This is a genomic window from Streptomyces sp. NPDC020192 (genome assembly GCF_044388685.1).
Taxonomy (GTDB): domain Bacteria; phylum Actinomycetota; class Actinomycetes; order Streptomycetales; family Streptomycetaceae; genus Streptomyces.
In genome coordinates this window covers 18940-45304 of record NZ_JBIRXG010000004.1, presented here as the reverse complement: position 1 = coordinate 45304, position 26365 = coordinate 18940, and the positions used below count along the sequence as shown (strand labels likewise).

The window sequence follows — 26365 nt, the reverse complement described above, 5'->3', positions numbered from 1 at the left end:
GTACGTCAGGCGGTCTGCCCGGCCGAGACGCGGGACTCCGCCACTTCCCTGGGCGCGGGCAGCTCCACCGCCGCCGTGGACTCCGCAGCGCAGTGCATGATCCGCGGCAGCCGCAGCGCGATCACCGACCCCAGCAGCAACAGTCCGGCGCTGACGAGCAGCGTCACATGCAGCCCGTGCACGAAGGAGTCCCGTGCGGCCCGGCGCAGCGCGGCCCCGGTGTCGCCGCCGAGCCGCCCGGCGATGTCGTAGGCCTCGCCGATCGAGTGCCCCGCGCGGTGGGACGCGTGCTCCGGGACGCCCGGCACCGACCGGAGTCCGGGCGCGTAGGCCGCGTTCATGACACTGCCGAGCAGCGCGATCCCGATGCCGGCGCCGAGTTGGTACGACGTCTCGCCGATCGCGGCCGCGCCGCCGGCCTGGTCCGCCGGGGCCTCGCTGAGCATCGACTCGTACGCCCCGAAGAGCGTGGTCTCCAGGCCGAAGCCGAGCAGCACGAAACCGGACAGCAGCAGCGGAACGTTGTCGCCGCCGCCCATCGCGGTGAGCGTCAGCACCGCGGCGGTGGTCAGCAGAAAGCCGGCGCACACCATCCGGCGCGGCCCGAAGCGGCGCAGCATCCGCGCGCCCGCGAGGCCCGCCGCCATCGCCGCGATGGTCAGCGGCAGCAGCCTGAGGCCCGTCTGGAGCGGCGACAGGCCGAGGACCAGCTGCAGGTACTGCGCGGCGATCAGCTCCAGGCCGACCAGCGCGAGCATCGCCAGCACGATGCAGCCCACCGAGGTGCTGAACGCGGGCCGGCGGAACATCCGCAGGTCCACCAGCGGATGCGGCAGCCGCCGCTGACGCCGTACGAAGAGGAAGAGGAGGGCGGCGCCGGTCAGCAGCGGCAGCAGGGTGAAGGGGCTCGCGGGTGCCTCTCCGCCGCCCAGCCGCTGCACGCCGAGGACGACACCGAACAGACCGCCGGCCGCCATCAGGGCGCCGAGCACGTCCCAGGGGCCGGACCGGTCACCGCGGGACTCGGGCAACAGGATCCGGCCGACCGGCAGGCTGACCAGCATCAGCGGGATGTTGACGAGGAAGACCGCGCCCCACCAGAAGTGCTCCAGCAGAAAGCCGCCGAGCAGCGGGCCGACCGCCGCGCCGACGGCGGCGACCGCGCTCCAGATGCCGATGGCGAGCGCGCGCTCACGCCGGTCGGGGAAGACCTGGCGCAGGAGCGAGAGCGTGGCGGGCATGATCATGGCGCCGCCGACGCCGAGCAGCGCGCGGGCGAGGATCAGCGTCTCGGCGGTCTGCGCGAAGGCGGCCAGGGCGGAGGCGACCCCGAACAGGCCGTAGCCGAGCAGCAGGACGCGTCGGCGGCCGATGCGGTCGCCGAGCGTGCCGAAGAGGATCAGCAGCGAGGCGCAGACCAGCGGATAGACGTCGACGATCCAGAGCAGTTCCATGGCACCGGGCTTGAGGTCCTCGGTGACGGCGGGAACCGCGACGTGCAGCACGGTCGCGTCGAGGGCGACGAGCAGCAGGCTGACGCAGAGGACGACGAGGACGACCCAGCGGTTGGCACCGGCTCCGGCCGCCCGGTGGTTCGGCCGCACGGCAGCCGTGGTCGTCCCGGACATGTGCGTACCTCCCAGCTGATCCCTCGCGCGCGGCGGCCGACGGGGTGGGGACGTCCCTGTCGTACGGCCGGAGAGGAGCGGTGTCTCCGGCCCGCTCGAACCCACGCGGGTGACTCGTCAGCGTACGCGAGTCCACCACGCGCACACGTGGCGGACCTCTCACGCGCTCGACCGAACCCGTGTGGCGTACGCCACTTCGCCCTCTGTTGACCACGACCCTCGGGCCACCGCGGTTCCCCGGCCGTCCGATAATCGAGCCTGTGACCGATCTTGCCGATCTTGACGTGCGCGCGGCCGAGCCCCGCGCCCCTCTGTCGCGCCGGGCGGCTCCGGCCCTGCTGGGCTATGCGGTAGTGCGCGCCCTGGGGCTGGTGGTGCTGGCGGTGTGGAGCGCCGCGCGCGGCAAGAGCGCGTACACGCTGCTGACCGCGCGCTGGGACTCCCTGTGGTACGCGCGGGTCGCCGGGCTGGGATACGGCTACGAGGTGCGGCTGCCGAACGGCGACGTCCACTCCGATCTGGCGTTCTTCCCGCTGCTGCCGTGGCTGGAGCGGCTGCTGCACGCGGTCACGCCGCTGTCGTACGCGGACGCGGGGTTCACGGTCAGCCTGCTCGCGTCACTGGCCGCGGCGGCGGGGATCTTCGCGGTCGCGGACCGGGTGTACGGCCCCCGGACGGGGATCTGCGCGGTACTTCTCTGGGCGGTGCTGCCGGTCGGGATCGTGCAGTCGATGGCGTACAGCGAGTCGCTGTTCACGGCGCTCGCCGCCTGGTCGCTGTACGCGCTGCTGACCGGGCGCTGGCTGAGCGCCGGTGCGCTCGCGGCGCTGGCCGGGCTGACCCGGCCGGTGGGGGCGGCGGTGGTCGCGGCGGTGTGGGTCGTGGGCGTGCTGTCGTTCGTGCGGGAGCGCGGTACGCGTGGCGGGCAGGCCCCGGTCTGGCGCCGCTGCCTCGGCATGCTGCTCGCCCCGCTCGGGGCCGCCGGGTACGTCCTCTGGGTCGGGCACCGCACCGGCAAGGGGCCGCTCGGTTATCTGGACGTCCAGGCCGGGTGGCGCAACGGCTTCGACGGCGGCTATGCCTTCGCGCGTTTCGTGGCCGACAAGTTCACGTCATTTCCGTCCGCGCTCGCCGGTGCCGGACTGATCGTCGGGGTCGCACTGCTGCTGTGGCTCCACGTCAGCGGGATCCGGCAGCGTCAACCCCTCGCGCTGCTGGTGTACACGGGTGTCGTCCTCGCGCTCGCCCTGTGCGCGTCGAGTTACTTCGGCTCCAAGCCCCGGCTGCTGCTGCCCGCCTTCCCGGTGCTGCTGCCGCTCGCCCGCGCCCTCGCCCGGCCGCGCACGCCGAAGTCCGTACTGGTCACGGCCGGGTTGGCGGTCGCCTCTGCGGTCTACGGGGCGTTCTGGCTGAACGGCTCCGGCCCGCCATGATCGACTTCTCCGGCCGGTGACGCCGTGGAGAATTCCGCGCCAGTGCCGGGTTAACGCATTCATAAGCGCCATATAAACAACACCCGGCATGATCAAAGGAATTGAAGGCGGCAACGACACAGGATTGCGGAATCCCCGGAATTCGAGCGATCCTTGAGAGCTTTGCCACATCACATCGTCATCACAAAGCCGCAGTTTCGACGGGGGGCACAGCTCACTCGCTGTAACGTCGATTGGGTGCGTACCGAACGAAACCTCACCCGTCGGCTGGACCGGGTGTTCGCCAGACTGGACCGTGAGCCGGAACGACCGGCCCACATCGATGTGCCGAGGATGAGCCGGCACCGGGTCGTTCTGTTCACCGCGACCCTGGCTTTCTACCTGGCGATCGTGTGGGCCGTCGTGATCACGTCCTGGCTGGTCCGGCTCGACTGGCAGGTCATGTTCTTCCGGCCGTACCAGCAGTGGCCGCAGATCCACGCCTTCCTCGACTACTACGTGGTGCTCGGCCAGCGCGGCCCCACCGCCGTGATGGTCGCGGCCTGGCTCGGCTGGCGCTCCTGGCGACAGCACACGCTGCGCCCGCTGCTGACCCTGGCCGCCTCCCTGCTCCTGCTGAACATCACGGTCGGCGCCGCCAAGTACGGCATGGGGCGCCTCGGTCCGCACTACGCGACCGTGATCGGCTCGAACGAGATGATGCGGGGCGGCGATATATTCCCCAGCGGCCACACCGCCAACGCGGTGGTGACCTGGGGAATCCTGGCGTATCTGGCCTCCACCCCGCGGGCGCGCCGCTGGCTGTCGGCGCTGTCGGCGATCACCTCGCTCGGCGTCGGCCTCACCACCGTCTACCTCGGTACGCACTGGCTGAGCGACGTGCTGCTGGGCTGGGCCGCGGGTCTGCTGATCCTGCTCGCCCTGCCGTGGTGCGAGCCGCTGATCGCCAGGACCGAGGTCTGGCTGTTCGACCTGCGCGACCGCTGGCGGGCCCGCCGCACGCGGCCCGCCGCCGAACCGGCCGTCCCGGTCACCCCGGTGGTGCTCAAGCCGCGCGGCGCCCCGGCCGAGCAGCCGTCCCCGGCGCACGAGCCGGTCGCCACGACCCGGGCCTCCCGGGGCCTGGTGCACCTCGCCCCGGGACCGCACACGACGCGCTCGGAGCGCACCCCGGTCACCCCGGCGGGCAGCCGCCGCCCCCCACACGCCCCACGCGGCACGTCCCAGCCAGCCGCCCGCCCGCTCACGGGCGGCTGACGGGCCGGACGGCGGCGGGCCCGGTACGCACACACCCGCCCCGCCGCCGGTACGGCGAAGGCCCCGTCTCCCTTTCGGGAGCGGGGCCCTTCTCGTGCCTGTCGGACGTTCAGCCCTTCCAGGCGCGGGCCACGCGGCCGTCCCGCACCTCGAAGTTCAGGCGTCCCACCCGGTACTCCATGGTGATGATCGCGCCCGGCGGCAGCGACCGTACCGTCGACCAGCCCCGCTGCCGAGCGAGCCGCTCGGCGTCGGCGGCGTCGAGGCCGACGTACCCGTCCGGACTGTCCTGGGGCTCCGCTGGCGGAGTGGGAATCGGTGCCATGCCACCAAGCTAGCAAGGTAAGGGGAAGGTCCGCTCCGGGTCACACTTCTGTCACAGCTTCCCGGCCCGCGTTTCCGTCGCCGTGACATCAGTTGCTCCGCGGCGGACGTCACACGTACGGGGGTTTCCGTACGGCTTGCCGAGGCAATCGCACAGAATTCACGGCCGTCGCGGAGACGCTTCGAAATTACGTGGCGGAAAGCCGCCGCAGCGAGGATCTGGACAGGCCCGGGACAGGATTCCCCGCGCAATCCGGCGCGATGTCACGGCAGCTGACACCACATAGGAAATTCACGGTTTCACCACACGGCATCGACGCGGACAGCCGCCGCCCATGACGGGCGGCGGCTGTCCTGCCGGGTGCTCGGCGCTCAGAGTGCCAGGCGCTGGCCGGGCATGATCAGGTTCGGGTCGTCGCCGATGACCTTCTTGTTGGCGGCGTAGATCCGCTGCCAGGTGGTGCCGTGCCGTTCGGCGATGGCGCTCAGGGTGTCGCCCTCGCGGACGGTGTAGTCACCACCGCGCGAGGCGCTGCGGCCCTGGTGGGTCTGCGCGCGATCCGGCGTCTTCGCCGGGGCGGACTTCTCGGCCGGGACGGACTTCGTCGTCACGCCCTTCGGGACGGCCGTACCGGAGGCCGTACCGGAGGAGCCGGTGTGGTCGGCCGCGGGAGCCGTGCCGTAGGCGCCGGCGCGGCCCGAGCAGACCGGCCAGGCGCCCCAGCCCTGGGCCTGCTGGACCTTGGTGGCGACGGCGATCTGCGCGCTCCTGGAGGCCTGGTCGGCCGTCGGGGCGTAGGCGGTGCCGCCGTACGCGCGCCAGGTCGAGGCGGAGAACTGGAGTCCGCCGTAGTAGCCGTTGCCGGTGCTGATGTGCCAGTTGCCGCCGCTCTCGCACGCTGCGATGCGGTCCCACACCCCGTTGTCCGCCGCTGCGGCGTTGCCGGTCACGGCCAGCAGCCCCAGCGGGGCGAGCAGGGCGGCTCCGGCGAGCGCGGCCGTCGTACGGCCCTTGCGGCCGCCGTCGGGACGGGCGGTGTTGCGGGTGGTATCGGCACACTCGGACATGTAATTCCCTCTCCACGAACCCGGGTTCCCCCGGGCGGAGCGCGCCTTGCCGCGGATGACCGCGGTTCCTCGCGCCCGCCCCGTCCCCCGTGCCCGGTGCCGGCTTTCGTGCTGCCGGTGCCGGGCGGTGGACGTACCCGAGCGGTGCTCGCTGCACACGGCGGAGGAATCTAGGGAGAGTGACCTGCCGGAATCAACCAACTGCCCGTCCTTCCAGGCCAGTTGGCCGTTACCGTCGGTAGCGGCAATTTTCGGCCACCCACTACATCCGCTGATTTCCTGATTTGTCGACCAGGCAGCCAGGCAATCTGTGATTCTCTTCACCCGTTCAAGCTCCTTGACGGGACGGGGAGTTGACGGTGAGTGGCTCATTCCGCACGCCTGGTGACTGTGTGCGGCGGTTGGTGCGAACCGGTCCCCGTTGGGGCGTGACTCCCACCACAGGACGTCCGTTGTCTTCTTCATGAGCCCGGACACCCCGGGACTCATCGGCCGGGAGCCACCCGGCCGACCCCCAGCACCGCATCCCGAGGGAGCCACCGTGCCGCGCATGCTCGACGTGAGTGACGCCGTACGCGCCGAGATCGGCGACGAAGAAGCCGACCGGCTGCTCGCCGGAGAGAACGCCCCGGGCAGTTACGACTGCACCTCGTGCCGCACCCCGGGCGACTCCGAGCAGGAGCGCACCAGCACCGTTCTGTTCGTCGGCGACGAGACCGCCGTCCTCGCCTTCGCCCACGCCAGCTGCCTGCCCTCGCAGGTCGTCCAGGTCACCGAGGAGCAGCTCCAGGGCGCCGTGCGCTCCATCGGCGGTGTCGCCGGTGGGGCCGCCGCCGGCGAGCCGCAGAAGTCCATGCCCGAGCAGGCGGTGCTCGGCGTGACCAGCGGTCTCGTCCTGATCGAGGGCGAGTTGCACCCCGCGCTCGTCGTCGAGCCGACCACCCCGATCGTGCGCCCGGGCACCACCGGACCCGGCGACGACTTCCTTCCGCTGCTCATCGAGCAGGGGTTCACGCCGCTGACCGAGCTGACGTCCGTGCCGCCGGTGCTGCACGGCTGGTCGGTGCTGCTCGCCGTGGGCCAGCTGCACGCCGTGCTCCAGCCGGGTGCGAACGGAGGGCAGCCGGTGGCCTGGTGGCAGGCGCATCAGCCGCTTCAGGTGACCGACAGCTGGCGGGCCGCCGCCAACAAGCACCAGCAGGTGCTCATGTTCGCGGCGCCCGTGGGGTCCATCGGGCGGCAGCCCAGGGAGGACCTGCTGCGGGACTCTCTCGACAAGGCCGCGGCGGCGGGCAGGTTGGTGGCGTCGGCGCTGCCGCTCGCCGGCACCTGAGCCTCCGAAAGCGCTGCCCCGAGCTCCTGAAAGCGCTGAGGTGACCGCATCCCTTCAAAGGCACCGTCGTTTGGACATACGTGCACGCATACGACACTCCCCCGCCACGCCGGTCCGCCTTCGCCTCCGTGCCGTCCGCCAGGGCGGCTCATGAGCCGTCCGGCGGGCTGTCGACCACGCCGATCTACGACGCGCTCTACGCGGAGTGGGTCAAGACCTTCCGTACCCTGCCGGGTGACCGCAGCGGTGAGGAGGAGCTGAGGTTCAGCGCTTTCGGGAATCTGCCGGGCGGTGCGGGCTCCTACGGCGGCCATCGCTCGGGGTCCTTCAGCAGCTCGTACAGCGCGTACAGCGCCGGGGCGTACAGCGCGCGGCAGCAGTCGCAGACGCAGTGGCAGCGGGTCGGCACCATCGAGCGGCCGCAACCGCAGCCGCAGGAGACCGGGATGCACTACATCGCGCCGGCGCTGCCGCCGGGACCGCGCCGGGGTGTGTGAGCCGCGTACGGCCAAGGGCGGCCCCTGACCTTCCGGTCGGGGGCCGCCCTGTGCGTCGTGGAGCCCGTACGTCGTGGACGTACTACTTCTTCTTCGCGCCGCGCTTCTCGCGCACCCGCACCGAGATGTGGATCGGGGTGCCCTCGAAGCCGAACTCCTCGCGCAGCCGGCGCTCGATGAAGCGGCGGTAGCCCGCCTCGATGAAGCCGGAGGCGAACAGGACGAAGCGCGGGGGCTTGGTGCCGGCCTGGGTGCCGAACAGGATGCGCGGCTGCTTGCCGCCGCGGATCGGGTGCGGGTGGGCCGAGACCAGCTCGCCGAGGAAGGCGTTGAGGCGGCCGGTGGGGACGCGGGTCTCCCAGCCGGCGAGGGCGGTCTCGATCGCCGGGACCAGCTTCTCCATGTGGCGGCCGGTACGCGCCGAGACGTTGACGCGCGGGGCCCAGGCCACCTGGCCCAGCTCGGTCTCGATCTCCCGCTCCAGGTAGTAGCGGCGCTCCTCGTCGAGGGTGTCCCACTTGTTGTAGGCGAGGACCAGGGCGCGGCCCGCCTCGACGGCCATCGTGACGATCCGCTGGTCCTGCACCGAGATGTTCTCGGAGGCGTCGATCAGGACAACCGCGACCTCGGCCTTCTCCACGGCCGCCGCCGTACGCAGGGAGGCGTAGTAGTCGGCGCCCTGCTGGAGGTGGACGCGCTTGCGGATGCCGGCCGTGTCGACGAACTTCCAGGTGACGCCGCCGAGTTCGATCATCTCGTCGACCGGGTCGCGGGTGGTGCCCGCCAGCTCGTTGACGACGACGCGCTCCTCGCCTGCCACCTTGTTCAGCAGGGAGGACTTGCCGACGTTCGGGCGGCCGATGAGCGCGATACGGCGGGGGCCACCGGGGGCGCCGGTGCCGAAGGTCTGCTCGGGCGCCTCGGGCAGCGCCTCCAGGACGGCGTCCAGCATGTCGCCGGTGCCGCGGCCGTGCAGGGCGGAGACGGGGTGCGGCTCGCCGAGGCCCAGGTTCCACAGATAGGCCGCGTCGGCCTCGCCGCTCGGGCCGTCGACCTTGTTGGCGGCGAGCACGACCGGCTTGCCGGCCTTGCGCAGCAGCCGTACGACCGCCTCGTCGGTGTCGGTCGCGCCGACCTTGGCGTCCACGACGAAGACGACCGCGTCGGCCGCGTCGATCGCGTACTCGGCCTGGGCGGCGACGGAGGCGTCGATACCGAGGACGTCCTGCTCCCAGCCGCCGGTGTCGACGACCTTGAAGCGGCGGCCGGCCCACTCGGCCTCGTAGGTGACACGGTCGCGCGTGACGCCGGGCTTGTCCTCGACGACCGCCTCGCGGCGGCCGATGATCCGGTTCACCAGGGTCGACTTGCCGACATTGGGGCGGCCGACGACGGCGAGCACGGGCAGCGGACCGTGGCCCGCCGCCTCGATGGCGCCCTCGACGTCCTCGATGTCGAAGCCCTCTTCCGCGGCGAGCTCCATGAACTCCGCGTACTCGGCGTCGCCGAGAGCCCCGTGGTCGTACTCGTGCGCATCCTCGTGCGCGTCCGAGCCGTCGGGCTGGATGTCGTCGTTCATGAAGTCCGTACCTCGTCGTTCCATCGTGGTGATCGGTGGAAAGCCCGCTTCGGGCTGATCCACTACTCAAGTGTCGCCTAGCGCCCGGTCAGGCGCCTGGCGTTTTCCAGGTGGCTGGTGAGCTGCTTCTGGATGCGCTCGGTCGCCTCGTCCAGCGCCTTGCGCGTACGCCGCCCGCTGCCGTCGCCCGCGTCGAACGGGTCGCCGAAGACGACGTCGACGCGGGAGCGCAGCGGAGGCAGTGCCTTTATCAACCGTCCGGGCACCTCCGCGCTTCCCAGTACGGCGATGGGCACGATCGGCGCCCCGCTGCGTACGGCGAAGTAGGCGAGTCCGGCGCGCAGCGAGGCGAAGTCGCCCTCGCCCCGGGTGCCCTCCGGGAAGATGCCCAGCACGCCGCCGGCCTCCAGCACGCCGAGGGCCCGGGTGATGGCGGTGCGGTCGGCGCTCGTGCGGTCCACCTTCAGCTGGCCGATGCCGGTCAGGAAGGAGCCCAGCGGGCCGACGAAGGCCTCCTGCTTGATCAGGAAGTGCGTGGGCCGGGGCGCCACGCCCATGACCATCGGGCCGTCGACGTTGTGGGAGTGGTTCACCGCGAAGATCACCGGGCCGGTGGCCGGCACCTTCCAGGCGCCGAGCACGCGCGGCTTCCACAGCCCGTACATCAGGCCGACGCCGATGCGCCGCCCGACCTCGGCACCTCGCTCGGACGCAACGCTCACTTCCCGGCTCGCTTCTCCTCGACCAGGGTGACGACGCACTCGATGACCTGGGCGAGGGTCAGCTCGGTGGTGTCCACCTCGACCGCGTCGCCCGCCTTGGCGAGCGGCGAGGTCTTGCGGGAGGAGTCGGCCGCGTCCCGCTTGATCAGGGCCTCGCGGGTGGCGTGGATGTCGGCGCCCTTCAGCTCGCCGCTGCGGCGGGCCGCGCGGGCCTCCGGGGAGGCGGTGAGGAAGATCTTCAGGTCGGCGTCCGGCAGGACGGTCGTACCGATGTCCCGGCCCTCGACCACGATGCCGGTCTCCGCGCCGGCCGCGATCGAGCGCTGCAGCTCGGTGATCCGGGTGCGCACCTCGGGCACCGCGCTGACCGCGCTGACCTTGGAGGTGACGTCCTGGGTGCGGATCGGGGCGGCCACATCCACGCCGTCGACCGTGATGGCGGGGGCGGCCGGGTCGGTGCCGGAGACGATCTCCGGCTTGCCGGCCACGGCGGCGATGGCGGTCGGGTCCTCCAGGTCGATGCCGTTGGTCACCATCCACCAGGTGATCGCCCGGTACTGGGCGCCGGTGTCCAGGTAGCTCAGGCCGAGCTGCGCGGCCACGGCCTTCGACGTGCTCGACTTGCCCGTGCCGGAGGGGCCGTCGATCGCGACGATCACGGGCTTGGCGGACGGGGCGGCGCCGTTTTCCACGGAGGGACACCTTCCTGGTGCGGTGTGGGCGGGGTGCGGGGAGCGAGAGCGCCCTGGACAAGGTTACTGGGTGCGGGTCACTCGTCCGGACGCGTGCGCCCGCCTACTGCCGCAGCGCCCAGCCCCGCTCCCGCAGCGCGGCGCTCAGCACCGGTACCGCCTTCGGCTCCACCATCAGCTGCACGAGACCGGCCTGCTGTCCTGTCGCATGCTCGATGCGGACGTCCTCGATGTTGACCCCGGCCGCTCCCGCGTCCGCGAAGATCCGGGCCAGCTGTCCCGGCTGGTCGTCGATCAGGACCGCCACGACCTCGTAGACCCGCGGTGCGGACCCGTGCTTGCCGGGTACCCGGACCTGGCCCGCGTTGCCGCGGCGCAGCATGTCCTCGATGCCGGTGGTGCCCTCGTGCCGCTTGGCCTCGTCGGAGGACTGCAGGGCGCGCAGGGCCCGCACGGTCTCGTCGAGGTCGGAGGCGACGTCGGAGAGCAGGTCGGCGACAGGGCCCGGGTTCGCGGACAGGATGTCGATCCACATGCGGGGCTCGGAGGCGGCGATCCGGGTCACGTCCCGGATGCCCTGTCCGCACAGCCGTACGGCGGCCTCCTCGGCGTGCTCCAGGCGGGCGGCGACCATGTTGGACACCAGGTGGGGCATGTGGGAGACGAGGGCCACGGCGCGGTCGTGGGCGTCGGCGTCCATGACGACCGGTACGGCCCGGCAGTGCGAGACCAGTTCCAGGGCGAGGTTCAGCACCTCGGTGTCGGTGTCCCGGGTAGGGGTGAGCACCCAGGGGCGGCCCTCGAAGAGGTCGGCGGTCGCGGCCAGCGGGCCGGACTTCTCGCGGCCGGACATGGGGTGGGTGCCGATGTACGCCGACAGGTCCAGGCCGAGCGCCTCCAGCTCGCGGCGCGGGCCGCCCTTGACGCTGGCCACGTCCAGGTAGCCGCGGGCCAGGCCCCGGTTCATCGCGTCCGCGAGGACGCCGGCCACGCGTGCGGGCGGGGCGGCGACGATCGCCAGGTCGACGGGGCCCTCCGGGACCTCGTCGGTGCCGGCGCCCAGCGCGGCCGCCGTGCGGGCCTGCTCGGGGTCGTGGTCGGCGAGGTGGACGGTGACGCCGCGCTGGGCGAGGGCCAGGGCGGCGGAGGTGCCGATGAGGCCGGTGCCGATGACGAGTGCGGTTCTCACTGGGCGATGTCCTTGCGCAGGGCGGCCGCGGCGCCGAGGTAGACGTGGTTGATGTCGGAGCGGGGCGTGTCGGACTCGATGTGGGCGAGGATCCGTACGACCCGGGGCATGGCGCCCGTTATGTCGAGTTCCTGGGCGCAGATCAGCGGGACGTCGACGATGCCGAGCTTGCGGGCGGCGGCGGCCGGGAAGTCGCTGTGCAGGTCGGGGGTGGCCGTGAACCAGACGCTGATGAGGTCGTCGGCGGTCAGTCCGTTGCGCTCCAGTACGGCGGTGAGCAGGGCTCCGACCTGCTCGTCCATGTGCCCGGCCTCGTCCCGCTCCAGTTGGACGGCCCCACGGACCGCTCGTACCGCCACGGCGCTGCTCCTTGCTGACATGCGGATCTGTTGTTGGTCCGTCCAGCGTAGTCAGCCCGTGCGGGCGCGGCGCACGGCGCCCGATCGCTGAGACGATGCGAAGCGTCCGGTACACACCGATTTCGATCTTGTGCGGAGGCTGGCATGGCCGAGGGTACGAAGCGGCGCACGGTTCTGGTGACGGGAGCGGCGGTGGTGATCGCACCCGTCGCGGCGTGCGGGGGCGGCAACAGCTCCAAGGGAAAGACCAGCGTGGTCCTGGGCCCGACCAGCGACGTCCCGGAGGGCGGCGGCATGGTCTTCAAGGAGCAGAAGGTCGTCGTCACCCAGCCGGCCAAGGGCGACTTCAAGGCCTTCTCGGCGATCTGCACGCACCTGGGCTGCACGGTGGGCAAGGTCGCGGACGGCACGATCGACTGCCCCTGTCACGGCAGCAAGTTCCACATCGCCGACGGCTCGGTGGCGCACGGCCCGGCGACGCGCCCGCTGCCCGGAAAGTCGATCAAGGTGGGGGGAAATTCGATCAGCCTGGTGTGAGGGTCCGCGTACGCTCCCGGCATGCGGCCCGAGACTCTGGTACGTGACCACACCGTTTACGCCTGTGTCATGGGTTCCCGGGCCTTCGGCCTGGCCACGGACACGAGCGACACCGACCGGCGGGGCGTGTTCCTCGCCCCCACTCCCCTGTTCTGGCGGTTCGAGAAGCCGCCGGCGCATGTGGAGGGGCCGGGTGAGGAGCAGTTCTCCTGGGAGCTGGAGCGGTTCTGCGAGCTGGCACTGCGGGGCAACCCGAACATCCTGGAGTGTCTGCACTCCCCGCTCGTGGAGCAGGTGGACGACACCGGCCGCGAACTGCTGTCCCTGCGCGACGCCTTCCTCTCCCGCCGGGCCTACGACACCTTCACCCGCTACGCCCTCGGCCAGCGCCGCAAGCTGGACGCCGACGTCCGTTCGACGGGCGCCCCGCGCTGGAAGCACGCCATGCATCTGCTGCGCCTGCTGATGACGGCCCGGGACCTGTTGCGCACCGGCGAGATGCGGATCGACGTCGGCGACCAGCGTGAGGCGCTGCTCTCGGTGAAGCGGGGCGAGGTCCCCTGGACCGAGGTCGAGACCCGGATGACCCGGCTGGCGACGGAAACGGAACAGTTCCTCCACCGCACCCCGCTGCCCCCGGAACCGGACCACGCGCGCGTGGCCGACTTCCTGTTCCGGGTGCGCCGGGACTCAGCCCTGCAGCCGTACCCGGACGACGAAGTCGTGCAGGGCGTCGTACGCGGTGGGCGCGTCCGGGAGGGCTGAGCCGGCCTGGGAGTCGTCGAGGACGGCGTGCAGGCGCTCCACGTCGGCCTCCACGCGCGCGTGTGCCACGTCGGCCTTTCCGTGCTCCCGTTCCCGCTTGGCGGCTATCAGGTCGGGGAGATAGCCGGGCGCGCCGGTCTCGTCCAGCAGTGTGGGCAGGTGGGCCTGGATCTCGCCGGTGCGCATGAGGTGGATGCCGGTGAGCAGGACCCGGAACGTGTAGAGCAGGGGCTTGAGTTCGCCGGTCTTCTCGAACAGCCGCCACTGGGTCACCGCGAAACCCCGGTAGTGGTGGGCATGGTGGCTGGTGAGGACGCCGGGGGCGAGGGCGGTCAGCTCGCGGTGCGTGTCGCCGGTGTGCACGACCAGGGGCGACAGCAACTGCTCCAGCACATAGCCGTTGCGGCGGAGCATCAGCCGTACGAACTTGCGCAGGTCATGGGTGACGAGGTCCAGTTCGACGCCGTAGCGCACCCAGGCCCGCGAGCGGGTCTCCTCCGGCTCGCGCAGCCCGACGAGGTCGGCCGCCGGGAGCAGATGGACGCCCCTCAGGTCCACGTCCGAGTCCTCGGACGGGAAGCCGTACAGATGGGCTCCGGAGACGGTCGCGAACAGCAGCGGGTCGGGCTGTTCCGCGACCACGGGCTTCAGGTCGATGTCGAGGTCGTCGATCATGGGCCTAAGCGTCCCAGAGTGCTCCCAGGGTCAACAGATCGCCCCGGTACTCGATCCGCTCGGCCCACTCGGCCGGCCAGGCGTCCGCGCCCAGCCAGGCGCCCGCGAAGGCGCCGGTGAGGCAGGCGATGGAGTCGGAGTCGCCGGAGGTGCAGGCGGCCCGGCGCAGGGCGGTGACGGGCTCGTCGGGGAAGAGCAGGAAGCACAGCAGCCCGGTGGCGAGGGCCTCCTCGGCGATCCAGCCCGCGCCGGTGGCCAGGCAGGGGTCGGTTTCCGGGGAGATGGTCCGCACGGCCTCCTGGAGCCGGTCGAGGACCGCCAGGCACTCGTCCCAGCCGCGCGCGACGAAGTGCTCGGGGGTGGGGTCCTGGGAGCGGGTCCACAGGTCGCCCAGCCACGTGTGGTCGTACCGGGTGCGGTGGTCGAGGGCGTACGAGCGCAGCTGTCCGACCAGTCCGGTCGGGTCGGTGCCCCGGGCGAGCAGGTGGACGGCGTGCGCGGTGAGGTCGGAGGCGGCCAGCGCGGTGGGGTGGCCGTGGGTGAGCGCGGACTGCAACTGGGCGGCGCCGGAGCGCTGTTCGTCGCTCAGGCCGGGGGCGAGCCCGACGGGGGCGACCCGCATGTTGGCCCCGCAGCCCTTGGAGCCGACCTGACTGGCGTCCTGCCAGGGCCGCCGGTCGTGGTCGAGCAGGTTGCACGCGGTCAGACAGGTGTTGCCCGGAGCGCGGTTGTTGTCCGGCGAGTGGAACCAGTCCACGAACTCCTCACGCAGCGGCCGCTCCAGCCGCTTCGGGGCGAGGAAGCCTCGGTCCATGGCCGTCCGGAGCGCGCGGCCGACCGCGAGCGTCATCTGGGTGTCGTCGGAGACGAAGGCCCGCTTCGGCAGCTCCATCTCCCGCCAGGGCCCGCACTTGGCGAGGATCGAGGGCACGTCGTTGAACTCGGTCGGGAAGCCGAGGGCGTCCCCGAGGGCGAGGCCGAGGAGTGCTCCGGTGGCCGCCTGCTCGGACATGTGATCATCCCCCTTTATCGTCATTGTGACCATAAAGGGGGATGGTGATCAGACGCAAGGGACGATCAGAGATCGACTTCCTTCATCAGCATGCCGACCTCGGTGTTGGACAGCCGGCGCAGCCAGCCCGACTTCTGGTCGCCCAGGGTGATCGGGCCGAAGGCGGTGCGCACCAGCTTCTCGACCGGGAAGCCGGCCTCCGCCAGCATGCGGCGCACGATGTGCTTGCGGCCCTCGTGCAGGACCACCTCGACCAGGTAGTTCTTGCCGGTCTGCTCCACGACCCGGAAGTGGTCCGCGCGCGCGTACCCGTCCTCCAGCTGGATGCCGTCCTTCAGCCGCTTGCCCAGGTCGCGCGGGATCGGGCCGACGATGGCCGCGAGGTAGGTCTTCTTCACGCCGTACTTCGGGTGCGTGAGGCGGTGCGCCAGCTCGCCGTGGTTGGTGAGCAGGATGACGCCCTCGGTCTCGGTGTCCAGCCGGCCGACGTGGAAGAGCCGCGTCTCGCGGTTGGTGACGTAGTCACCGAGGCACTGGCGGCCCTCCGGGTCCTCCATCGTGGAGACGACGCCGGCGGGCTTGTTCAGCGAGAAGAACTGGTACGACTGCGTCGCGACCGTCAGCCCGTCGACCCTGACCTCGTCCTTCTCCGGGTCGACCCGGCGGCCCTGCTCGAGGACGATCTCGCCGTTCACCTCGACCCGGGCCTGCTCGATCAGCTCCTCGCAGGCCCGCCGGGAGCCGTAGCCCGCGCGCGCGAGGACCTTCTGCAGCCGCTCGCCCTCCTGCTCGGCGCCCGGGAAGGTCTTGGGCGGCTTGATGTCCTTCTTGTCGGCGTACCGCTCGCGGTTGCGCTCCTCGACCCGCGTCTCGTACTCACGCGAGCGCGCCGGAGCCGTACGACCGCGCCCGCCGCCCTGCTGGGGCTGCTTGGGGCCGCCCTTGGCGCCGCCGCGGGCCGCACCGCCCCGGCCGGACTTGGGGCCGTCCTGCGTGGCCCCGGGGCCCACGTCGTAGCGGCGCTCCTCGGGGCGGGGCTTGCGGGGACGGCCCTGCCCCTGCCGCTCGTCCCGGTTGTTGCCGGCGCCGCGGTGGTTACCGCGCCCGCCACTCTTGCCGCTGCCGCTGCTTCGCATCAAAGTTCCGTCTTAGTCGTCTGCGTCCTCTGCACCGGGCGCGTCGGGCGCGTCCGGGTCGAACGACGGTACGCCCTCCTGGGTCTCGGCCTCGATCGCCTCCGCCTCCGGGAGGAAGGGCGCGAGCTCCGGAAGCTCGTCCAGGCCGCGCAGGCCCATCCGCTCCAGGAAGTAGTTCGTCGTCCTGTACAGGATCGCACCTGTTTCGGGTTCCGTGCCCGCCTCCTCGACGAGACCCCGTTGCAGGAGGGTGCGCATCACACCGTCGCAGTTGACTCCGCGGACGGCGGAGACGCGGCTGCGGCTGACCGGCTGGCGGTAGGCGACCACCGCGAGGGTCTCCAGCGCGGCCTGGGTGAGCCGGGCGGTCTGGCCGTCCAGGACCAGCCGCTCGACGGCGGGCGCGTAGGCGGCGCGGGTGTAGTAGCGCCAGCCGCCGGCGACGAACCGCAGCTCGAAGCCGCGGCCCTGCACGGCGTACTCGTCGGCCAGCTCCCGCAGCGCGTCCGCGACCTGCCGCTTCGGCCGCTCCAGCAGCTTCGCCAGATGCTCCTCGGTCGCGGGCTCGTCGACGACCATGAGCATGGCCTCCAGGGCCGGCTTGAGGTCGAGGTCGGCGACGGTCCGCAGCCCGGCCGGGACCTCGGGGGTCTCCTCGCTCATGCCTTCTTCTCCTCCTTGGGCGGCTCGTGCTTGGGCGACTCGTCCTTGGGCGGCTCGTCCTTGGGCGACTCGGGCGGCCGGTCGAACTCATCGGTGACCCTCGGCGCCGCGTCCGTGTCCCCGCCGGTCCAGCGCACCAGCAGCTCCCCGAGCGCGGCCTCCTGCTCCAGGGCGACGGCCTTCTCCCGGTACAGCTCCAGCAGGGCGAGGAACCGGGCCACGACGGTGAGGGTGTCGTCGGTGTCCTCGACCAGCACCCGGAAGCTGGCCTCGCCCAGCTCCCGCAGCCGCGCGACCACGATCCCCGCCTGCTCCTGCACGCTGACCAGCGGGGCGTGGATGTGGTCGACGTAGACCTGCGGCTTGGGCTTGGGCTGCATGGCCTTGACCGCGAGCCTGGCGAAGCCCTCGGGGCCGATGCTGATGACGACCTCGGGCAGCAGCTCGGCGTGCTCGGGTTCCAGGCCGACGGTACGGGGCCGGCGGCGGGCCTCCTCGTCCAGGCGCGCGTTGAAGATGTCCGCGATCTGCTTGTACGCGCGGTACTGCAGCAGCCGCGCGAACAGCAGGTCCCGGGCCTCCAGCAGCGCCAGGTCGGCCTCGTCCTCCACCTCGGCGGCGGGCAGCAGCCGGGCCGCCTTCAGATCGAGCAGCGTGGCGGCCACGACGAGGAACTCCGTCGTCTGGTCCAGGTCCCAGTCGGGCCCCATGGCCCGGATGTGCGCCATGAACTCGTCCGTGACCCTGGAGAGGGCGACCTCGGTGACGTCCAGCTTGTGCTTGGAGATCAGCTGGAGGAGGAGGTCGAAGGGGCCCTCGAAGTTGGCGAGGCGGACTTTGAAGACGCCGTCACGGGGTTCGTCCGCCTGGGGTTCGGGTACGGGCTCGGGCAGTTCCGGTTCCGGTTCCGGTTCCGCAGCGGGTACGACGCCCCCCGGCCCCCGCCCCAGCGCACGCCGACGTCCGGCACCGGCGCCAGGGAGGGGAAGGTCGTTCGAGGTCATAGCCCCCGCAGGCTACTCCTACCGCCCCCGCAGCCGTCGTACGAGGATGCTCGCGTCCCCGCGGGACTCCAGGTCGGCCAGGACCACGGCCACCGCCTCGCGGACGATGCGCCCGCGGTCCACCGCCAGCCCGTGCTCGCCCCGGAGCACCAGGCGGGCGTGCTCGAGGTCCATCAGTTCCTCGGCGGAGACGTACACGGTGATCTTCTCGTCGTGCCGCTCGCGCCCGCTGGGCCGCCGGTTCGCCGCCCGCCCCTTCTTGCGCGGCTGGGCGGCCGTGGCGGAGTCTTCCTGTGCCGCCTGCCGACGCGCCGGGCGGGTGCGGGACTCGCCGGCCCCGTCCTGCTCGGCCTCCGCCGCGACATGCTCCGCGCCCTCGCCGTCACCGCCCTGGACGGGCACCGACTGCGGTGCGTCCTCGGCGGCGGCCACGTCGTCGCTCTCCCCCGCGGGAGCCGGCACCCGGGCCTCACCGTTGGCCGCGCGGCGGGGCGTCGACGGCTGAAGCGCCATCCCCCCTGTCGTACGGAAGAGTTCGTCGGCCCCGGGCAGACTCACTCGGCGTGACACCGGGCGAGCACCTCCCTGGCGAGCTGGCGATAGGCGGCGGCACCGACGGAGTTGGAGGCGTAGGTGGTGATGGGCTCACCGGCGACCGTGGTCTCCGGGAAGCGGACCGTGCGGCCGATGACCGTGTGGTAGACGTGGTCGTCGAAGGCCTCGACCACCCGGGCCAGGACCTCCCGGCTGTGGACCGTGCGCGAGTCGTACATCGTGGCGAGGATGCCGTCCAGCTCCAGCTCGGGGTTGAGCCGCTCCTGGACCTTCTCGATGGTCTCGGTGAGCAGCGCGACACCGCGGAGGGCGAAGAACTCGCACTCCAGGGGGACGATGACCTTGTGCGCGGCCGTCAGGGCGTTCACCGTGAGCAGGCCGAGCGAGGGCTGGCAGTCGATGATGATGTAGTCGTAGTCGGGCAGCAGGGGCTTCAGGGCTCGCTGGAGGGTCGACTCGCGGGCGACCTCGGAGACCAGCTGGACCTCGGCGGCCGACAGGTCGATGTTGGAGGGCAGCAGGTCCATGTTGGGGACCGCCGTCTTCAGCAGGACCTCGTCCGCCGACATGCCCCGCTCCATGAGCAGGTTGTAGACGGTCAGGTCCAGCTCCATCGGGTTGACACCGAGGCCCACCGACAGCGCGCCCTGCGGGTCGAAGTCCACGAGCAGCACGCGCCGGCCGTACTCCGCGAGTGCGGCACCCAGGTTGATGGTCGACGTGGTCTTGCCGACGCCGCCCTTCTGGTTGCACATCGCGATGATCGTCGCGGGGCCGTGGTCGGTCAGCGGGCCCGGGATCGGGAAGTACGGCAGCGGGCGTCCGGTCGGGCCGACGCGCTCACGGCGCTGGCGGGCCGCGTCGGGCGCGAGCGTGGCCGCGTACTCCGGATCGGGCTCGTACTCGGCGTCGGGGTCGTAGAAGTGCCCCTCGGGCAGTTCGTCGTAGTCGGCGAAGTGGTTGTGGGGCGCACCCCTTCCGTCGCCGGCCATGGCGTTCACGTGATGGCCATCCATGCTCTGGTGTGCTGTCCCGGCCGCCTGCGGACCGGAACTCTGGTGGGCTGCGAAGGTGCGCACAGCTACGGAGCCGACAGCCTCGAATCCCGCGGAGCCCTGGCCCCGTACAGGCATTCCTGGTTGACCACCCCCGGGAGAAAATGTCGACTCATTCACAAGTCGTCTTACCTCCTTGGTGACCAGGAAACTTCTAGACAAGGTCAGCGTGGCACCATGCCGACGGTTGGCGACTCTATGGCGTGTCGGCGGTCCGCAGCAACACAATCCGCCGGACCCGGCAGGATGTGTCGGCAATGAAACATCTCGCTGTCAAGGGCGTACGGCCGTCGCACAGCAGGTTTCACCGGTGTGCGAATCGGTCGAAGGGTTACGTTCGAGGCGAGTTGACCGAGCGTCGCAAAGTGACCATACACACATCCGGCCGGACCTTGTCGGGCAAGGTCCGGCCGGGTGCGTGCAGTTGACGAGCCGTGTTGACGAATCGCCTTTTGCGTCAGCCGATCAGCGAGTCCAGCTCGACGTGCTCCAGGCCGTGGGCCTCGGCGACCTCCTTGTAAACGACCTTGCCGTCATGGGTGTTGAGACCCTTGGCGAGCGCGGCGTCGCGGCGCAGCGCCTCGACCCAGCCGTTGTTGGCCAGCGAGACGATGTACGGCAGCGTGGCGTTGGTGAGGGCGTTGGTGGAGGTGTTGGGCACCGCGCCCGGCATGTTGGCGACGCAGTAGAAGACCGAGTTGTGCACCGTGAAGGTCGGCTCGGCGTGCGTGGTGGGGCGGGAGTCCTCGAAGCAGCCGCCCTGGTCGATCGCGATGTCGACAAGGACACTTCCGGGCTTCATGCGGGCCACCAGCTCGTTGGTGACGAGCTTCGGGGCCTTGGCGCCCGGGATGAGGACGGCGCCGATGACCAGGTCGGCCTCCAGGACGGCCTTCTCCAGCTCGAAGGAGTTGGACATGATGGCCTTGACCTTGGTGCCGAAGACCTTGTCGGCCTCGCGCAGCTTGTTGATGTCGCGGTCGAGCAGGGTCACGTCGAAGCCCATGCCGACGGCGACCTGGGTGGCGTTCCAGCCCGAGACACCGCCACCGATGACGACGGCCTTGGCCGGGGTCACGCCCGGGACACCGCCGGGGAGCACACCGCGGCCGCCGGCCGGGCGCATCAGGTGGTAGGCGCCGACCTGCGGGGCCAGCCGGCCCGCGACCTCGGACATCGGGGCGAGCAGCGGCAGCGCGCGGTTCGGCAGCTCGACGGTCTCGTAGGCGATGGCCGTGGTGCCGGACTCGATGAGCGCGTCCGTGCACTCCTTGGAGGCGGCCAGGTGCAGGTAGGTGAAGAGGATCTGGTCCTTGCGCAGGCGGTGGTACTCCTCCGCGATGGGCTCCTTGACCTTCAGCAGCAGGTCGGTGGTGGCCCAGACCTCGTCGGCGGTGTCGAGGATCTCGGCGCCGGCGGAGACGTACTCCTCGTCCGTGATCGAGGAGCCGAGGCCGGCGCCCCGCTCGATGACGACCTGGTGGCCGTTGCGCACCAGCTCGTGCACACCGGCGGGGGTGATGGCCACCCGGAACTCGTTGTTCTTGACCTCGCGGGGGATGCCGACCTTCACGTCGATCACGGTCCTTGGCTCAGAGGGTATGGGGGGTGCATTACAAGACATACCCAGGCATGCAGGGGCACACCGGGAGACACCGCAGAGAACGTGCGGCAGAGCCAGTTTAATGAAGGTGTTCCGCCTGTCTAGCCTTTCATTGCATCAATCTTCACTGGATGTACTGCGGATTTCGCAGGCGTTCCTGACCTGTTCCGGCCTTGTGTCGCCCTCCGGCGCCTCCTCACCCAGCATGCGCTCGGCCGCCGTGCGGTGCAGTCGAGCGGTGGTGGAGTCGCCGAGGTGCTCCAGGGTGTCGGCGAGCCGCAGCTGCAGCGCGGCCTGCAGCCGGACGTCCTCGGCGCGGCGCGCCCACTCCCACGCCTCCTGGCAGGTGTGCAGCGACTCCTCGAACCGTCCGGCGTACTCCTGCACCCGAGCCAGCTCGCTCAACGCCCGCGCGTGGGCGGCGACATCACCGCCCTTGCGATAGCCGGCGACGGCCGCCCGCCAGCTCCTGAGGGCCTCGCCGTAGCGGCCCGCGTAGGTGTGGGCGGTGGCGATCCGGCCGTACAGCCGGGCGGCCTGCTCGCGATCACCCCGGGCCAGCCGGTCGGCCAGGGCGCGGCCGAACCAGTCGGCGGCCCGGTCGTAGTCGCCCAGCTCCTGGTAGGCGCCGCCTACGGATTCCATCGCGCGGCCGGTCGCGTACGGGTCGTTCGCCTCGCGTCCGGCGTCCAGAGCCGACCGGTACCGGGCCAGCGCGTCCCGGGTGCGGCCGGTCTGGGCGTCCACGTCGCCCAGGTTCAGCAGGGCGGCGGCCCTCTCCCGGGGCAGCCCGCGCCGCTCGGCGACATCGAGGACGAGGCTGTGCACGCCGTACAGATCGGCCGCGGCCGCCAGCGTGCCCTCATGCGCCACCAGGGCCCTGACCAGCTGGGACATCAGCCGCCGGGCGAGCGTGTCCAGCTCGCCGTCGGCCACCGCGAGCCGGGCGGACGCCAGCAGGGCGGGCCGGCGGAGGCGCAGCCAGTCGGCGGCCGCCCGGGGGCTGGGGAAGCGCACCTCGCGGGGCATGGCGTTCAGCTTCTCGCGGGCCTGCGGGCTGTCGGTCTCGGTGATCGCCCGGCAGGCCTGCAGCAGCCGTACCGTCCGCTCCAGCATCCGGGCCCGGGCCAGCTGCAGCTCGGCGGGCCGCTCCTGGCTCTCGGCGAGGGCGCGCAGGTGCGGGTGCAGACAGCCGGGGACCTCGTACTGGGGCAGGGGGGACTCCGTCGCGCGCAGCAGGCCGAGGGCGACGAGGTCGTCCAGCGTGGTGCGGGCGGAGCCGACCGAGCAGCCCGCGAGCGCGGAGGCGGTGTGCGGGTCGGCCAGCCCGGCCGGGGCGAGTGCGAGCAGCCGCAGGATCCGGGCGGCCGCGGCGGGCAGCTCGTCGTACACATGCCGGAAGACCCGGGCGAGCGGGGTGCCCGTGCCGTCGTCGGCGGCCGCGTGCAGCCGTTTGGCGAGGTCGGAGACGGCGGCCTGGGGGCGGGCGGCGAGCCAGCCGCCGGCCAGGACCAGCGCAGCCGGATGGCCCTGGCAGGCCTCGGCCAGGCTCTCGGCGGAGCGCGGGTCGACGGTGATGCGGACCGAGCCGGTGTAGCGGGTGAGCAGCTCCACGGCGGACTTGGTGTCGAGACCGCCGACAGTGCAGGGACGGACGTCCGCGATGCCGGTGAGCGGCCCCTTGGAGACGGCCACGACCAGGCAGTCGGGGGTGTCCGGCAGCAGCGCGTCGACCTGCTCGGCGCCGGGCGCGTCGTCCAGCAGGAGCAGGGCGCGCCGGTCGGCGAGGGCGGTGCGCAGCTCCCCGGTCAGGTCGTCCTCGGCGGCACCGGCAGGGGCCGGCAGCTCCAGCGCGGCGAGCAGCTCACGGGCGGTGCGCTCGACCGGGACGGGGGTGCCGTCGGGCTCGGCGAGCCGGGCGCGCAGCACGCCGTCGGGGTAGCGGTGGGCGACCTGTCGTACGAGTTCCCCGGCGAGCGCGGTGCGGCCGGAGCCGGGGCGGCCCGCGATCAGCAGCACGCGCGCGCGGGGTGCCTTGCGGCCGGAGATGGTGTCCAGGCCCGCGCGCGCGATGTCGGCGCGCAGCTCCTTCAACTCCCTTGTGCGGCCCAGGAATTGGTCTTCCATGACCTGGTGCCCGGACAGCCCCGCGCCGTCTGTGTCCACCGCCTGGTCCGTCACGGGCCACACTCCCGTCCCACCGCACGCGCAAGCCCGCCGGATCTTCCGAGACGGGTGTGAAAAAGCCTAGTTCACGCTCTGCGACGTTCCGTGAGGAGCGCGGCGGACAGGTCGCCTGATCGGATCAGGCGATCGTCACACCAGTGGGCCGTACGGGTGGGCTCAGGAGCTGAAGGGGCGCGCGGGCCAGGGCGCGTCGGCCGGGCGCAGCGCGTCGAGGCCGTCCCCGCTGCGGGCCGCCACCAGCGAGAGCACGCCCACGACCAGGCAGTTGTTGTGCACGTCACCGGCCAGGACGCGGCGCACCAGCTCGTCGACCGGCACGCGCGCGTACTCCATGTCGGTCTCCTCGTGCTCGGCCTCGAACCGCTCGCCCTCGGCCTCCGACAGCTCGCGGGCGAGGAAGATCCGTACGGCCTCGTCGCAGCCGCCGGGGGTGGTGTACACGTCGGTCAGCACCCGCCAGTCCTCGGCCTTGACGTGCGCCTCCTCGTACAGCTCGCGCTGGGCCGCGTGCAGCGGGTTCTCGCCGGGGACGTCGAGCAGACCGGCCGGGATCTCCCAGAGCTTGTGCCGCACCGGGTGGCGGTACTGGTTGATCAGCAGGACCCGGTCCTCCTCGTCCAGGGCGAGGACGGCGACCGAGCCCGGGTGGACCTGGTAGTCACGGCGGACCACCGAGCCGTCGGGCATGACCACGTCGTCGGTGCGCACGGAGGTCTTGTTGCCCACGAAAGGGGTCTCCGTCGCCCGGATCTCCCACTCCTCGGCGGTGTCCTTGATCGTCATGCCCTGTCCTTCCCCACATGCGCGAGCGGCCGGGGCACGATCGTCTTGAACGCGCGCGCCCCGGCCACCGTACAGCTCCTGTGTTACTTCGCGATCTTCCGCTCGACCGCGGCCTTCACCAGCCCGGCGAAGAGCGGGTGCGGGCGGGTCGGGCGGGAGCGCAGCTCCGGGTGCGCCTGGGTGGCGACCAGGTAAGGGTGCACGTCGCGGGCGTACTCGACGTACTCGACGAGCTTGCCGTCGGGCGACGTGCCGGAGAACAGGATGCCCGCCTTCTTCTCCAGCTCCGCGCGGTAGGTGTTGTTGACCTCGTAGCGGTGGCGGTGGCGCTCCTCGACGTACTCCTTGCCGTCGTAGACCTCGCGCACGATCGAGCCCTCGGCGAGCTTGGCCGGGTACATGCCGAGCCGCATGGTGCCGCCCATGTCGCCCTCACCGGCGACGATGTCCATCTGCTCGGCCATGGTGGAGATGACCGGGTGGGCGGTGGCCGGGTCGAACTCGGTGGAGTTGGCGTCCGGGATGTCGGCCAGGTTGCGCGCGGCCTCGATCACGATGCACTGCAGGCCGAGGCAGAGGCCGAGCAGCGGGATCTTGTTCTCGCGGGCGTAGCGGATCGCGCCGACCTTGCCGAGCACACCGCGGTCGCCGAAGCCGCCGGGGATGCAGATGCCGTCCACGTCGGCGAGCTGGGCCTTGGCGCCGGCCGGGGTCTTGCAGTCGTCGGAGGTGACCCACTTGATCTTCACGCGGGCCCGGTTGGCGAAGCCGCCCGCGCGCAGCGCCTCGGTGACCGAGAGGTAGGCGTCGGGCAGGTCGATGTACTTGCCGACCAGGGCGAGGGTGATCTCGTGGTCGGGGTTGTGGACGCGGTCCAGCAGGTCGTCCCAGGTCGTCCAGTCCACGTCGCGGAACGGCAGGTCCAGCTTGCGGACGACGTAGGCGTCCAGGCCCTCGCCGTGCACGGTCTTCGGGATGTCGTAGATCGAGCGGGCGTCGGGGCACGCGACCACGGCGGCCTCGTCCACGTCGCACATCAGCGAGATCTTGCGCTTGATGGCGGTGGGGACCTCGCGGTCGCAGCGCAGCACGATGGCGTCCGGCTGGATACCGATGTTGCGCAGCGCGGCCACGGAGTGCTGGGTCGGCTTGGTCTTCAGCTCGCCCGACGGGCCGATGTACGGCAGCAGGGAGATGTGCACGACGAAGACGTTGTCCCGGCCGACCTCGTGGCGGACCTGGCGGACGGTCTCCAGGAAGGGCAGCGACTCGATGTCGCCGACCGTACCGCCGACCTCGGTGATGACGACATCCACCTCGTCGGTGGCCATGCGCCGGATGCGGTGCTTGATCTCGTTGGTGATGTGCGGGATGACCTGCACGGTGTCGCCCAGGTACTCGCCGCGCCGCTCCTTGGCGATCACCGTTGAGTACACCTGACCTGTAGTGACATTGGCGGTGCCGTCCAAGTCACGGTCGAGGAAGCGCTCGTAGTGTCCGATGTCGAGGTCGGTCTCGGCGCCGTCGTTGGTGACGAAGACCTCACCGTGCTGGAAGGGGTTCATCGTGCCCGGATCGACGTTCAGATACGGATCCAGCTTCTGCATCACGACGCGCAGGCCGCGGGCCTTGAGCAGCATGCCCAGGCTGGAGGCGGTGAGGCCCTTGCCGAGCGAGGAGGCGACACCCCCGGTGACGAAGATGTGCTTGGTCGTCGTAGATTTCGGCGGCATGGCCAAGAGGGGGCTCCCGTGGTCGCTGTCTGTCGTGCGGTGCGGCTGTCGGCCCGAAAGCTTCGGGGGTGCCGTCGCTGCGGTTCGGGGGACCCGTTTGTCTTCCTTTGGGGCCCACCGGTCCACGGGCTACCAGGGTATCAGCGCCCGGACGAGATGGCTTACGGCCACGCTCCGCGCCCGTACGGACACACCGGGGCACACCGCGGGTGCCGGCACCGGTCGCACTCCACGGGTCACCACCCCGCACGCCACACGTGTCACCACAGAAACACGCCGGTCACATCGTCATCACCGGGTGATCACTCGTTCGGCCCACACGGGTTGCCCGGAGCGGCACGCAGATCATCTACGTGCGTCGTATCCTGCTCGGACATTCGCTGCCGAGCCCGTCCGGAACGACGGCACACCCCCGCCGGTATCCCCCGGAACAACGAGAGCGCGGCAGTTCGTTGAGCATGGACTGTCGTTTTGCCTCAGGGCTCGGCGGACTGCTTTGCTTCACCGCTCAACGACGCACAACAACGACCCCTTGACCGCATCAGCGACAGCCCCCTGCGCGGGGGTGTGACGTGG

Annotated in this window: 25 protein-coding genes; 6 read left to right on the top strand and 19 right to left on the bottom strand. The window is 71.4% G+C overall.

From position 1 onward, the window contains the following. Window positions 1-5 precede the first annotated feature (5 nt). Entirely contained in the window at window positions 6-1628 is a 1623-nt protein-coding gene (locus ACH47Z_RS09750; RefSeq protein ID WP_399072430.1) for an MFS transporter, read from the bottom strand. A gap of 260 nt (window positions 1629-1888) precedes the next feature. Between ACH47Z_RS09750 and ACH47Z_RS09745 the strand changes: the two genes are divergently transcribed. Both ACH47Z_RS09745 and ACH47Z_RS09740 read left to right on the top strand, forming a co-directional pair. Then, on the top strand, window positions 1889-3061 hold the full coding sequence (locus tag ACH47Z_RS09745) for a glycosyltransferase family 39 protein (protein WP_399072428.1): 1173 nt from the start codon (window positions 1889-1891) through the stop codon (window positions 3059-3061). Window positions 3062-3298: 237 nt separating this feature from the next. Next, complete coding sequence (locus ACH47Z_RS09740; protein ID WP_399072426.1) at window positions 3299-4318, top strand: phosphatase PAP2 family protein; 1020 nt, start codon at window positions 3299-3301, stop codon at window positions 4316-4318. Between the two features lie 109 nt (window positions 4319-4427). Here the strand turns inward: ACH47Z_RS09740 and ACH47Z_RS09735 are convergent, their stop codons facing one another. Both ACH47Z_RS09735 and ACH47Z_RS09730 read right to left on the bottom strand, forming a co-directional pair. Next, window positions 4428-4643 carry an I78 family peptidase inhibitor gene (locus tag ACH47Z_RS09735; protein WP_399072424.1) on the bottom strand — a complete coding sequence of 72 codons (216 nt, stop codon included), beginning with the start codon at window positions 4641-4643 and terminating at the stop codon, window positions 4428-4430. 371 nt (window positions 4644-5014) lie between these two features. Beyond that, entirely contained in the window at window positions 5015-5710 is a 696-nt protein-coding gene (locus ACH47Z_RS09730) for a transglycosylase family protein (protein ID WP_399072422.1), read from the bottom strand. 541 nt (window positions 5711-6251) lie between these two features. On the opposite strand from ACH47Z_RS09730, the gene ACH47Z_RS09725 reads away from it, so the two are divergent. Both ACH47Z_RS09725 and ACH47Z_RS09720 read left to right on the top strand, forming a co-directional pair. Further along, entirely contained in the window at window positions 6252-7043 is a 792-nt protein-coding gene (locus ACH47Z_RS09725; RefSeq protein WP_399072420.1) for a hypothetical protein, read from the top strand. Between the two features lie 80 nt (window positions 7044-7123). After that, entirely contained in the window at window positions 7124-7540 is a 417-nt protein-coding gene (locus ACH47Z_RS09720) for a hypothetical protein (protein WP_399072418.1), read from the top strand. Between the two features lie 82 nt (window positions 7541-7622). Here ACH47Z_RS09720 and der read toward each other — a convergent pair whose 3' ends face one another. From der to aroH, 5 genes are all read right to left on the bottom strand, one after another. Next, window positions 7623-9119, bottom strand: coding sequence for a ribosome biogenesis GTPase Der (gene der, locus ACH47Z_RS09715; RefSeq protein WP_399072416.1), 1497 nt, complete (start codon window positions 9117-9119; stop codon window positions 7623-7625). 77 nt (window positions 9120-9196) lie between these two features. Beyond that, the gene (locus ACH47Z_RS09710) at window positions 9197-9784 is read right to left on the bottom strand and encodes a lysophospholipid acyltransferase family protein (protein ID WP_399073032.1); all 588 of its coding nucleotides are present in this window, start codon (window positions 9782-9784) and stop codon (window positions 9197-9199) included. Window positions 9785-9837: 53 nt separating this feature from the next. Beyond that, a complete protein-coding gene (cmk, locus tag ACH47Z_RS09705) occupies window positions 9838-10533 on the bottom strand; it encodes a (d)CMP kinase (protein WP_399072414.1) in 696 nt (231 codons plus the stop codon). A gap of 103 nt (window positions 10534-10636) precedes the next feature. Then, window positions 10637-11722 carry a prephenate dehydrogenase gene (locus ACH47Z_RS09700; RefSeq protein ID WP_399072413.1) on the bottom strand — a complete coding sequence of 362 codons (1086 nt, stop codon included), beginning with the start codon at window positions 11720-11722 and terminating at the stop codon, window positions 10637-10639. Next, a complete protein-coding gene (gene aroH, locus ACH47Z_RS09695; RefSeq protein WP_399072411.1) occupies window positions 11719-12081 on the bottom strand; it encodes a chorismate mutase in 363 nt (120 codons plus the stop codon). The genes ACH47Z_RS09700 and aroH overlap by 4 nt, the downstream gene beginning before the upstream one ends. Before the next feature lie 144 nt (window positions 12082-12225). On the opposite strand from aroH, the gene ACH47Z_RS09690 reads away from it, so the two are divergent. Then, window positions 12226-12618 (top strand): Rieske (2Fe-2S) protein, encoded by a 393-nt coding sequence (locus tag ACH47Z_RS09690; protein WP_399072409.1) that lies wholly within the window; start codon window positions 12226-12228, stop codon window positions 12616-12618. 21 nt (window positions 12619-12639) lie between these two features. Then, complete coding sequence (locus ACH47Z_RS09685; protein ID WP_399072406.1) at window positions 12640-13383, top strand: DNA polymerase beta superfamily protein; 744 nt, start codon at window positions 12640-12642, stop codon at window positions 13381-13383. Here the strand turns inward: ACH47Z_RS09685 and ACH47Z_RS09680 are convergent. The 11 genes from ACH47Z_RS09680 to ACH47Z_RS09630 all read right to left on the bottom strand — a co-directional run bounded on the left by ACH47Z_RS09680 (window position 13309) and on the right by ACH47Z_RS09630 (window position 25789). After that, window positions 13309-14058, bottom strand: a complete 750-nt coding sequence (locus tag ACH47Z_RS09680; RefSeq protein WP_399072404.1) for a DNA polymerase beta superfamily protein — start codon at window positions 14056-14058, stop codon at window positions 13309-13311. The genes ACH47Z_RS09685 and ACH47Z_RS09680 overlap by 75 nt on opposite strands. Window positions 14059-14062: 4 nt before the next feature. Next, on the bottom strand, window positions 14063-15070 hold the full coding sequence (locus tag ACH47Z_RS09675) for an ADP-ribosylglycohydrolase family protein (RefSeq protein ID WP_399072402.1): 1008 nt from the start codon (window positions 15068-15070) through the stop codon (window positions 14063-14065). Window positions 15071-15135: 65 nt separating this feature from the next. After that, complete coding sequence (locus tag ACH47Z_RS09670) at window positions 15136-16206, bottom strand: pseudouridine synthase (RefSeq protein ID WP_399072400.1); 1071 nt, start codon at window positions 16204-16206, stop codon at window positions 15136-15138. 12 nt (window positions 16207-16218) lie between these two features. Beyond that, window positions 16219-16869, bottom strand: a complete 651-nt coding sequence (gene scpB, locus ACH47Z_RS09665) for an SMC-Scp complex subunit ScpB (protein WP_399072398.1) — start codon at window positions 16867-16869, stop codon at window positions 16219-16221. Then, the gene (locus ACH47Z_RS09660; protein ID WP_399072395.1) at window positions 16866-17873 is read right to left on the bottom strand and encodes a segregation and condensation protein A; all 1008 of its coding nucleotides are present in this window, start codon (window positions 17871-17873) and stop codon (window positions 16866-16868) included. Before ACH47Z_RS09660 ends, scpB begins: the two co-directional genes overlap by 4 nt. Window positions 17874-17891: 18 nt before the next feature. After that, entirely contained in the window at window positions 17892-18443 is a 552-nt protein-coding gene (locus ACH47Z_RS09655; protein WP_399072393.1) for a hypothetical protein, read from the bottom strand. After that, window positions 18428-19561 carry a ParA family protein gene (locus ACH47Z_RS09650; RefSeq protein WP_399072391.1) on the bottom strand — a complete coding sequence of 378 codons (1134 nt, stop codon included), beginning with the start codon at window positions 19559-19561 and terminating at the stop codon, window positions 18428-18430. Before ACH47Z_RS09650 ends, ACH47Z_RS09655 begins: the two co-directional genes overlap by 16 nt. A 379-nt stretch (window positions 19562-19940) precedes the next feature. Beyond that, window positions 19941-21056 (bottom strand): alanine dehydrogenase, encoded by a 1116-nt coding sequence (ald, locus tag ACH47Z_RS09645; protein WP_399073031.1) that lies wholly within the window; start codon window positions 21054-21056, stop codon window positions 19941-19943. Between the two features lie 147 nt (window positions 21057-21203). Beyond that, window positions 21204-23267 (bottom strand): tetratricopeptide repeat protein, encoded by a 2064-nt coding sequence (locus ACH47Z_RS09640; RefSeq protein WP_399072389.1) that lies wholly within the window; start codon window positions 23265-23267, stop codon window positions 21204-21206. Window positions 23268-23429: 162 nt separating this feature from the next. Then, on the bottom strand, window positions 23430-24056 hold the full coding sequence (locus ACH47Z_RS09635) for an NUDIX domain-containing protein (RefSeq protein WP_399072387.1): 627 nt from the start codon (window positions 24054-24056) through the stop codon (window positions 23430-23432). Window positions 24057-24139: 83 nt separating this feature from the next. After that, window positions 24140-25789 (bottom strand): CTP synthase, encoded by a 1650-nt coding sequence (locus ACH47Z_RS09630; RefSeq protein ID WP_399072385.1) that lies wholly within the window; start codon window positions 25787-25789, stop codon window positions 24140-24142. Window positions 25790-26365: the final 576 nt, after the last annotated feature.

What these genes read in the sequence shown, in the direction of transcription:
- ACH47Z_RS09750 (WP_399072430.1), bottom strand. Translation starts at nt 1,628, where the DNA reads ATGTCCGGGACGACCACGGCTGCCGTGCGGCCGAACCACCGGGCGGCC.
- ACH47Z_RS09735 (WP_399072424.1), bottom strand. Translation starts at nt 4,643, where the DNA reads ATGGCACCGATTCCCACTCCGCCAGCGGAGCCCCAGGACAGTCCGGAC.
- ACH47Z_RS09730 (WP_399072422.1), bottom strand. Translation starts at nt 5,710, where the DNA reads ATGTCCGAGTGTGCCGATACCACCCGCAACACCGCCCGTCCCGACGGC.
- der (WP_399072416.1), bottom strand. Translation starts at nt 9,119, where the DNA reads ATGAACGACGACATCCAGCCCGACGGCTCGGACGCGCACGAGGATGCG.
- ACH47Z_RS09710 (WP_399073032.1), bottom strand. Translation starts at nt 9,784, where the DNA reads ATGTACGGGCTGTGGAAGCCGCGCGTGCTCGGCGCCTGGAAGGTGCCG.
- ACH47Z_RS09690 (WP_399072409.1), top strand. Translation starts at nt 12,226, where the DNA reads ATGGCCGAGGGTACGAAGCGGCGCACGGTTCTGGTGACGGGAGCGGCG.
- ACH47Z_RS09685 (WP_399072406.1), top strand. Translation starts at nt 12,640, where the DNA reads ATGCGGCCCGAGACTCTGGTACGTGACCACACCGTTTACGCCTGTGTC.
- ACH47Z_RS09680 (WP_399072404.1), bottom strand. Translation starts at nt 14,058, where the DNA reads ATGATCGACGACCTCGACATCGACCTGAAGCCCGTGGTCGCGGAACAG.
- ACH47Z_RS09675 (WP_399072402.1), bottom strand. Translation starts at nt 15,070, where the DNA reads ATGTCCGAGCAGGCGGCCACCGGAGCACTCCTCGGCCTCGCCCTCGGG.
- ACH47Z_RS09670 (WP_399072400.1), bottom strand. Translation starts at nt 16,206, where the DNA reads ATGCGAAGCAGCGGCAGCGGCAAGAGTGGCGGGCGCGGTAACCACCGC.
- scpB (WP_399072398.1), bottom strand. Translation starts at nt 16,869, where the DNA reads ATGAGCGAGGAGACCCCCGAGGTCCCGGCCGGGCTGCGGACCGTCGCC.
- ACH47Z_RS09660 (WP_399072395.1), bottom strand. Translation starts at nt 17,873, where the DNA reads ATGACCTCGAACGACCTTCCCCTCCCTGGCGCCGGTGCCGGACGTCGG.
- ACH47Z_RS09650 (WP_399072391.1), bottom strand. Translation starts at nt 19,561, where the DNA reads ATGCCTGTACGGGGCCAGGGCTCCGCGGGATTCGAGGCTGTCGGCTCC.
- ACH47Z_RS09635 (WP_399072387.1), bottom strand. Translation starts at nt 24,056, where the DNA reads ATGACGATCAAGGACACCGCCGAGGAGTGGGAGATCCGGGCGACGGAG.
- ACH47Z_RS09630 (WP_399072385.1), bottom strand. Translation starts at nt 25,789, where the DNA reads ATGCCGCCGAAATCTACGACGACCAAGCACATCTTCGTCACCGGGGGT.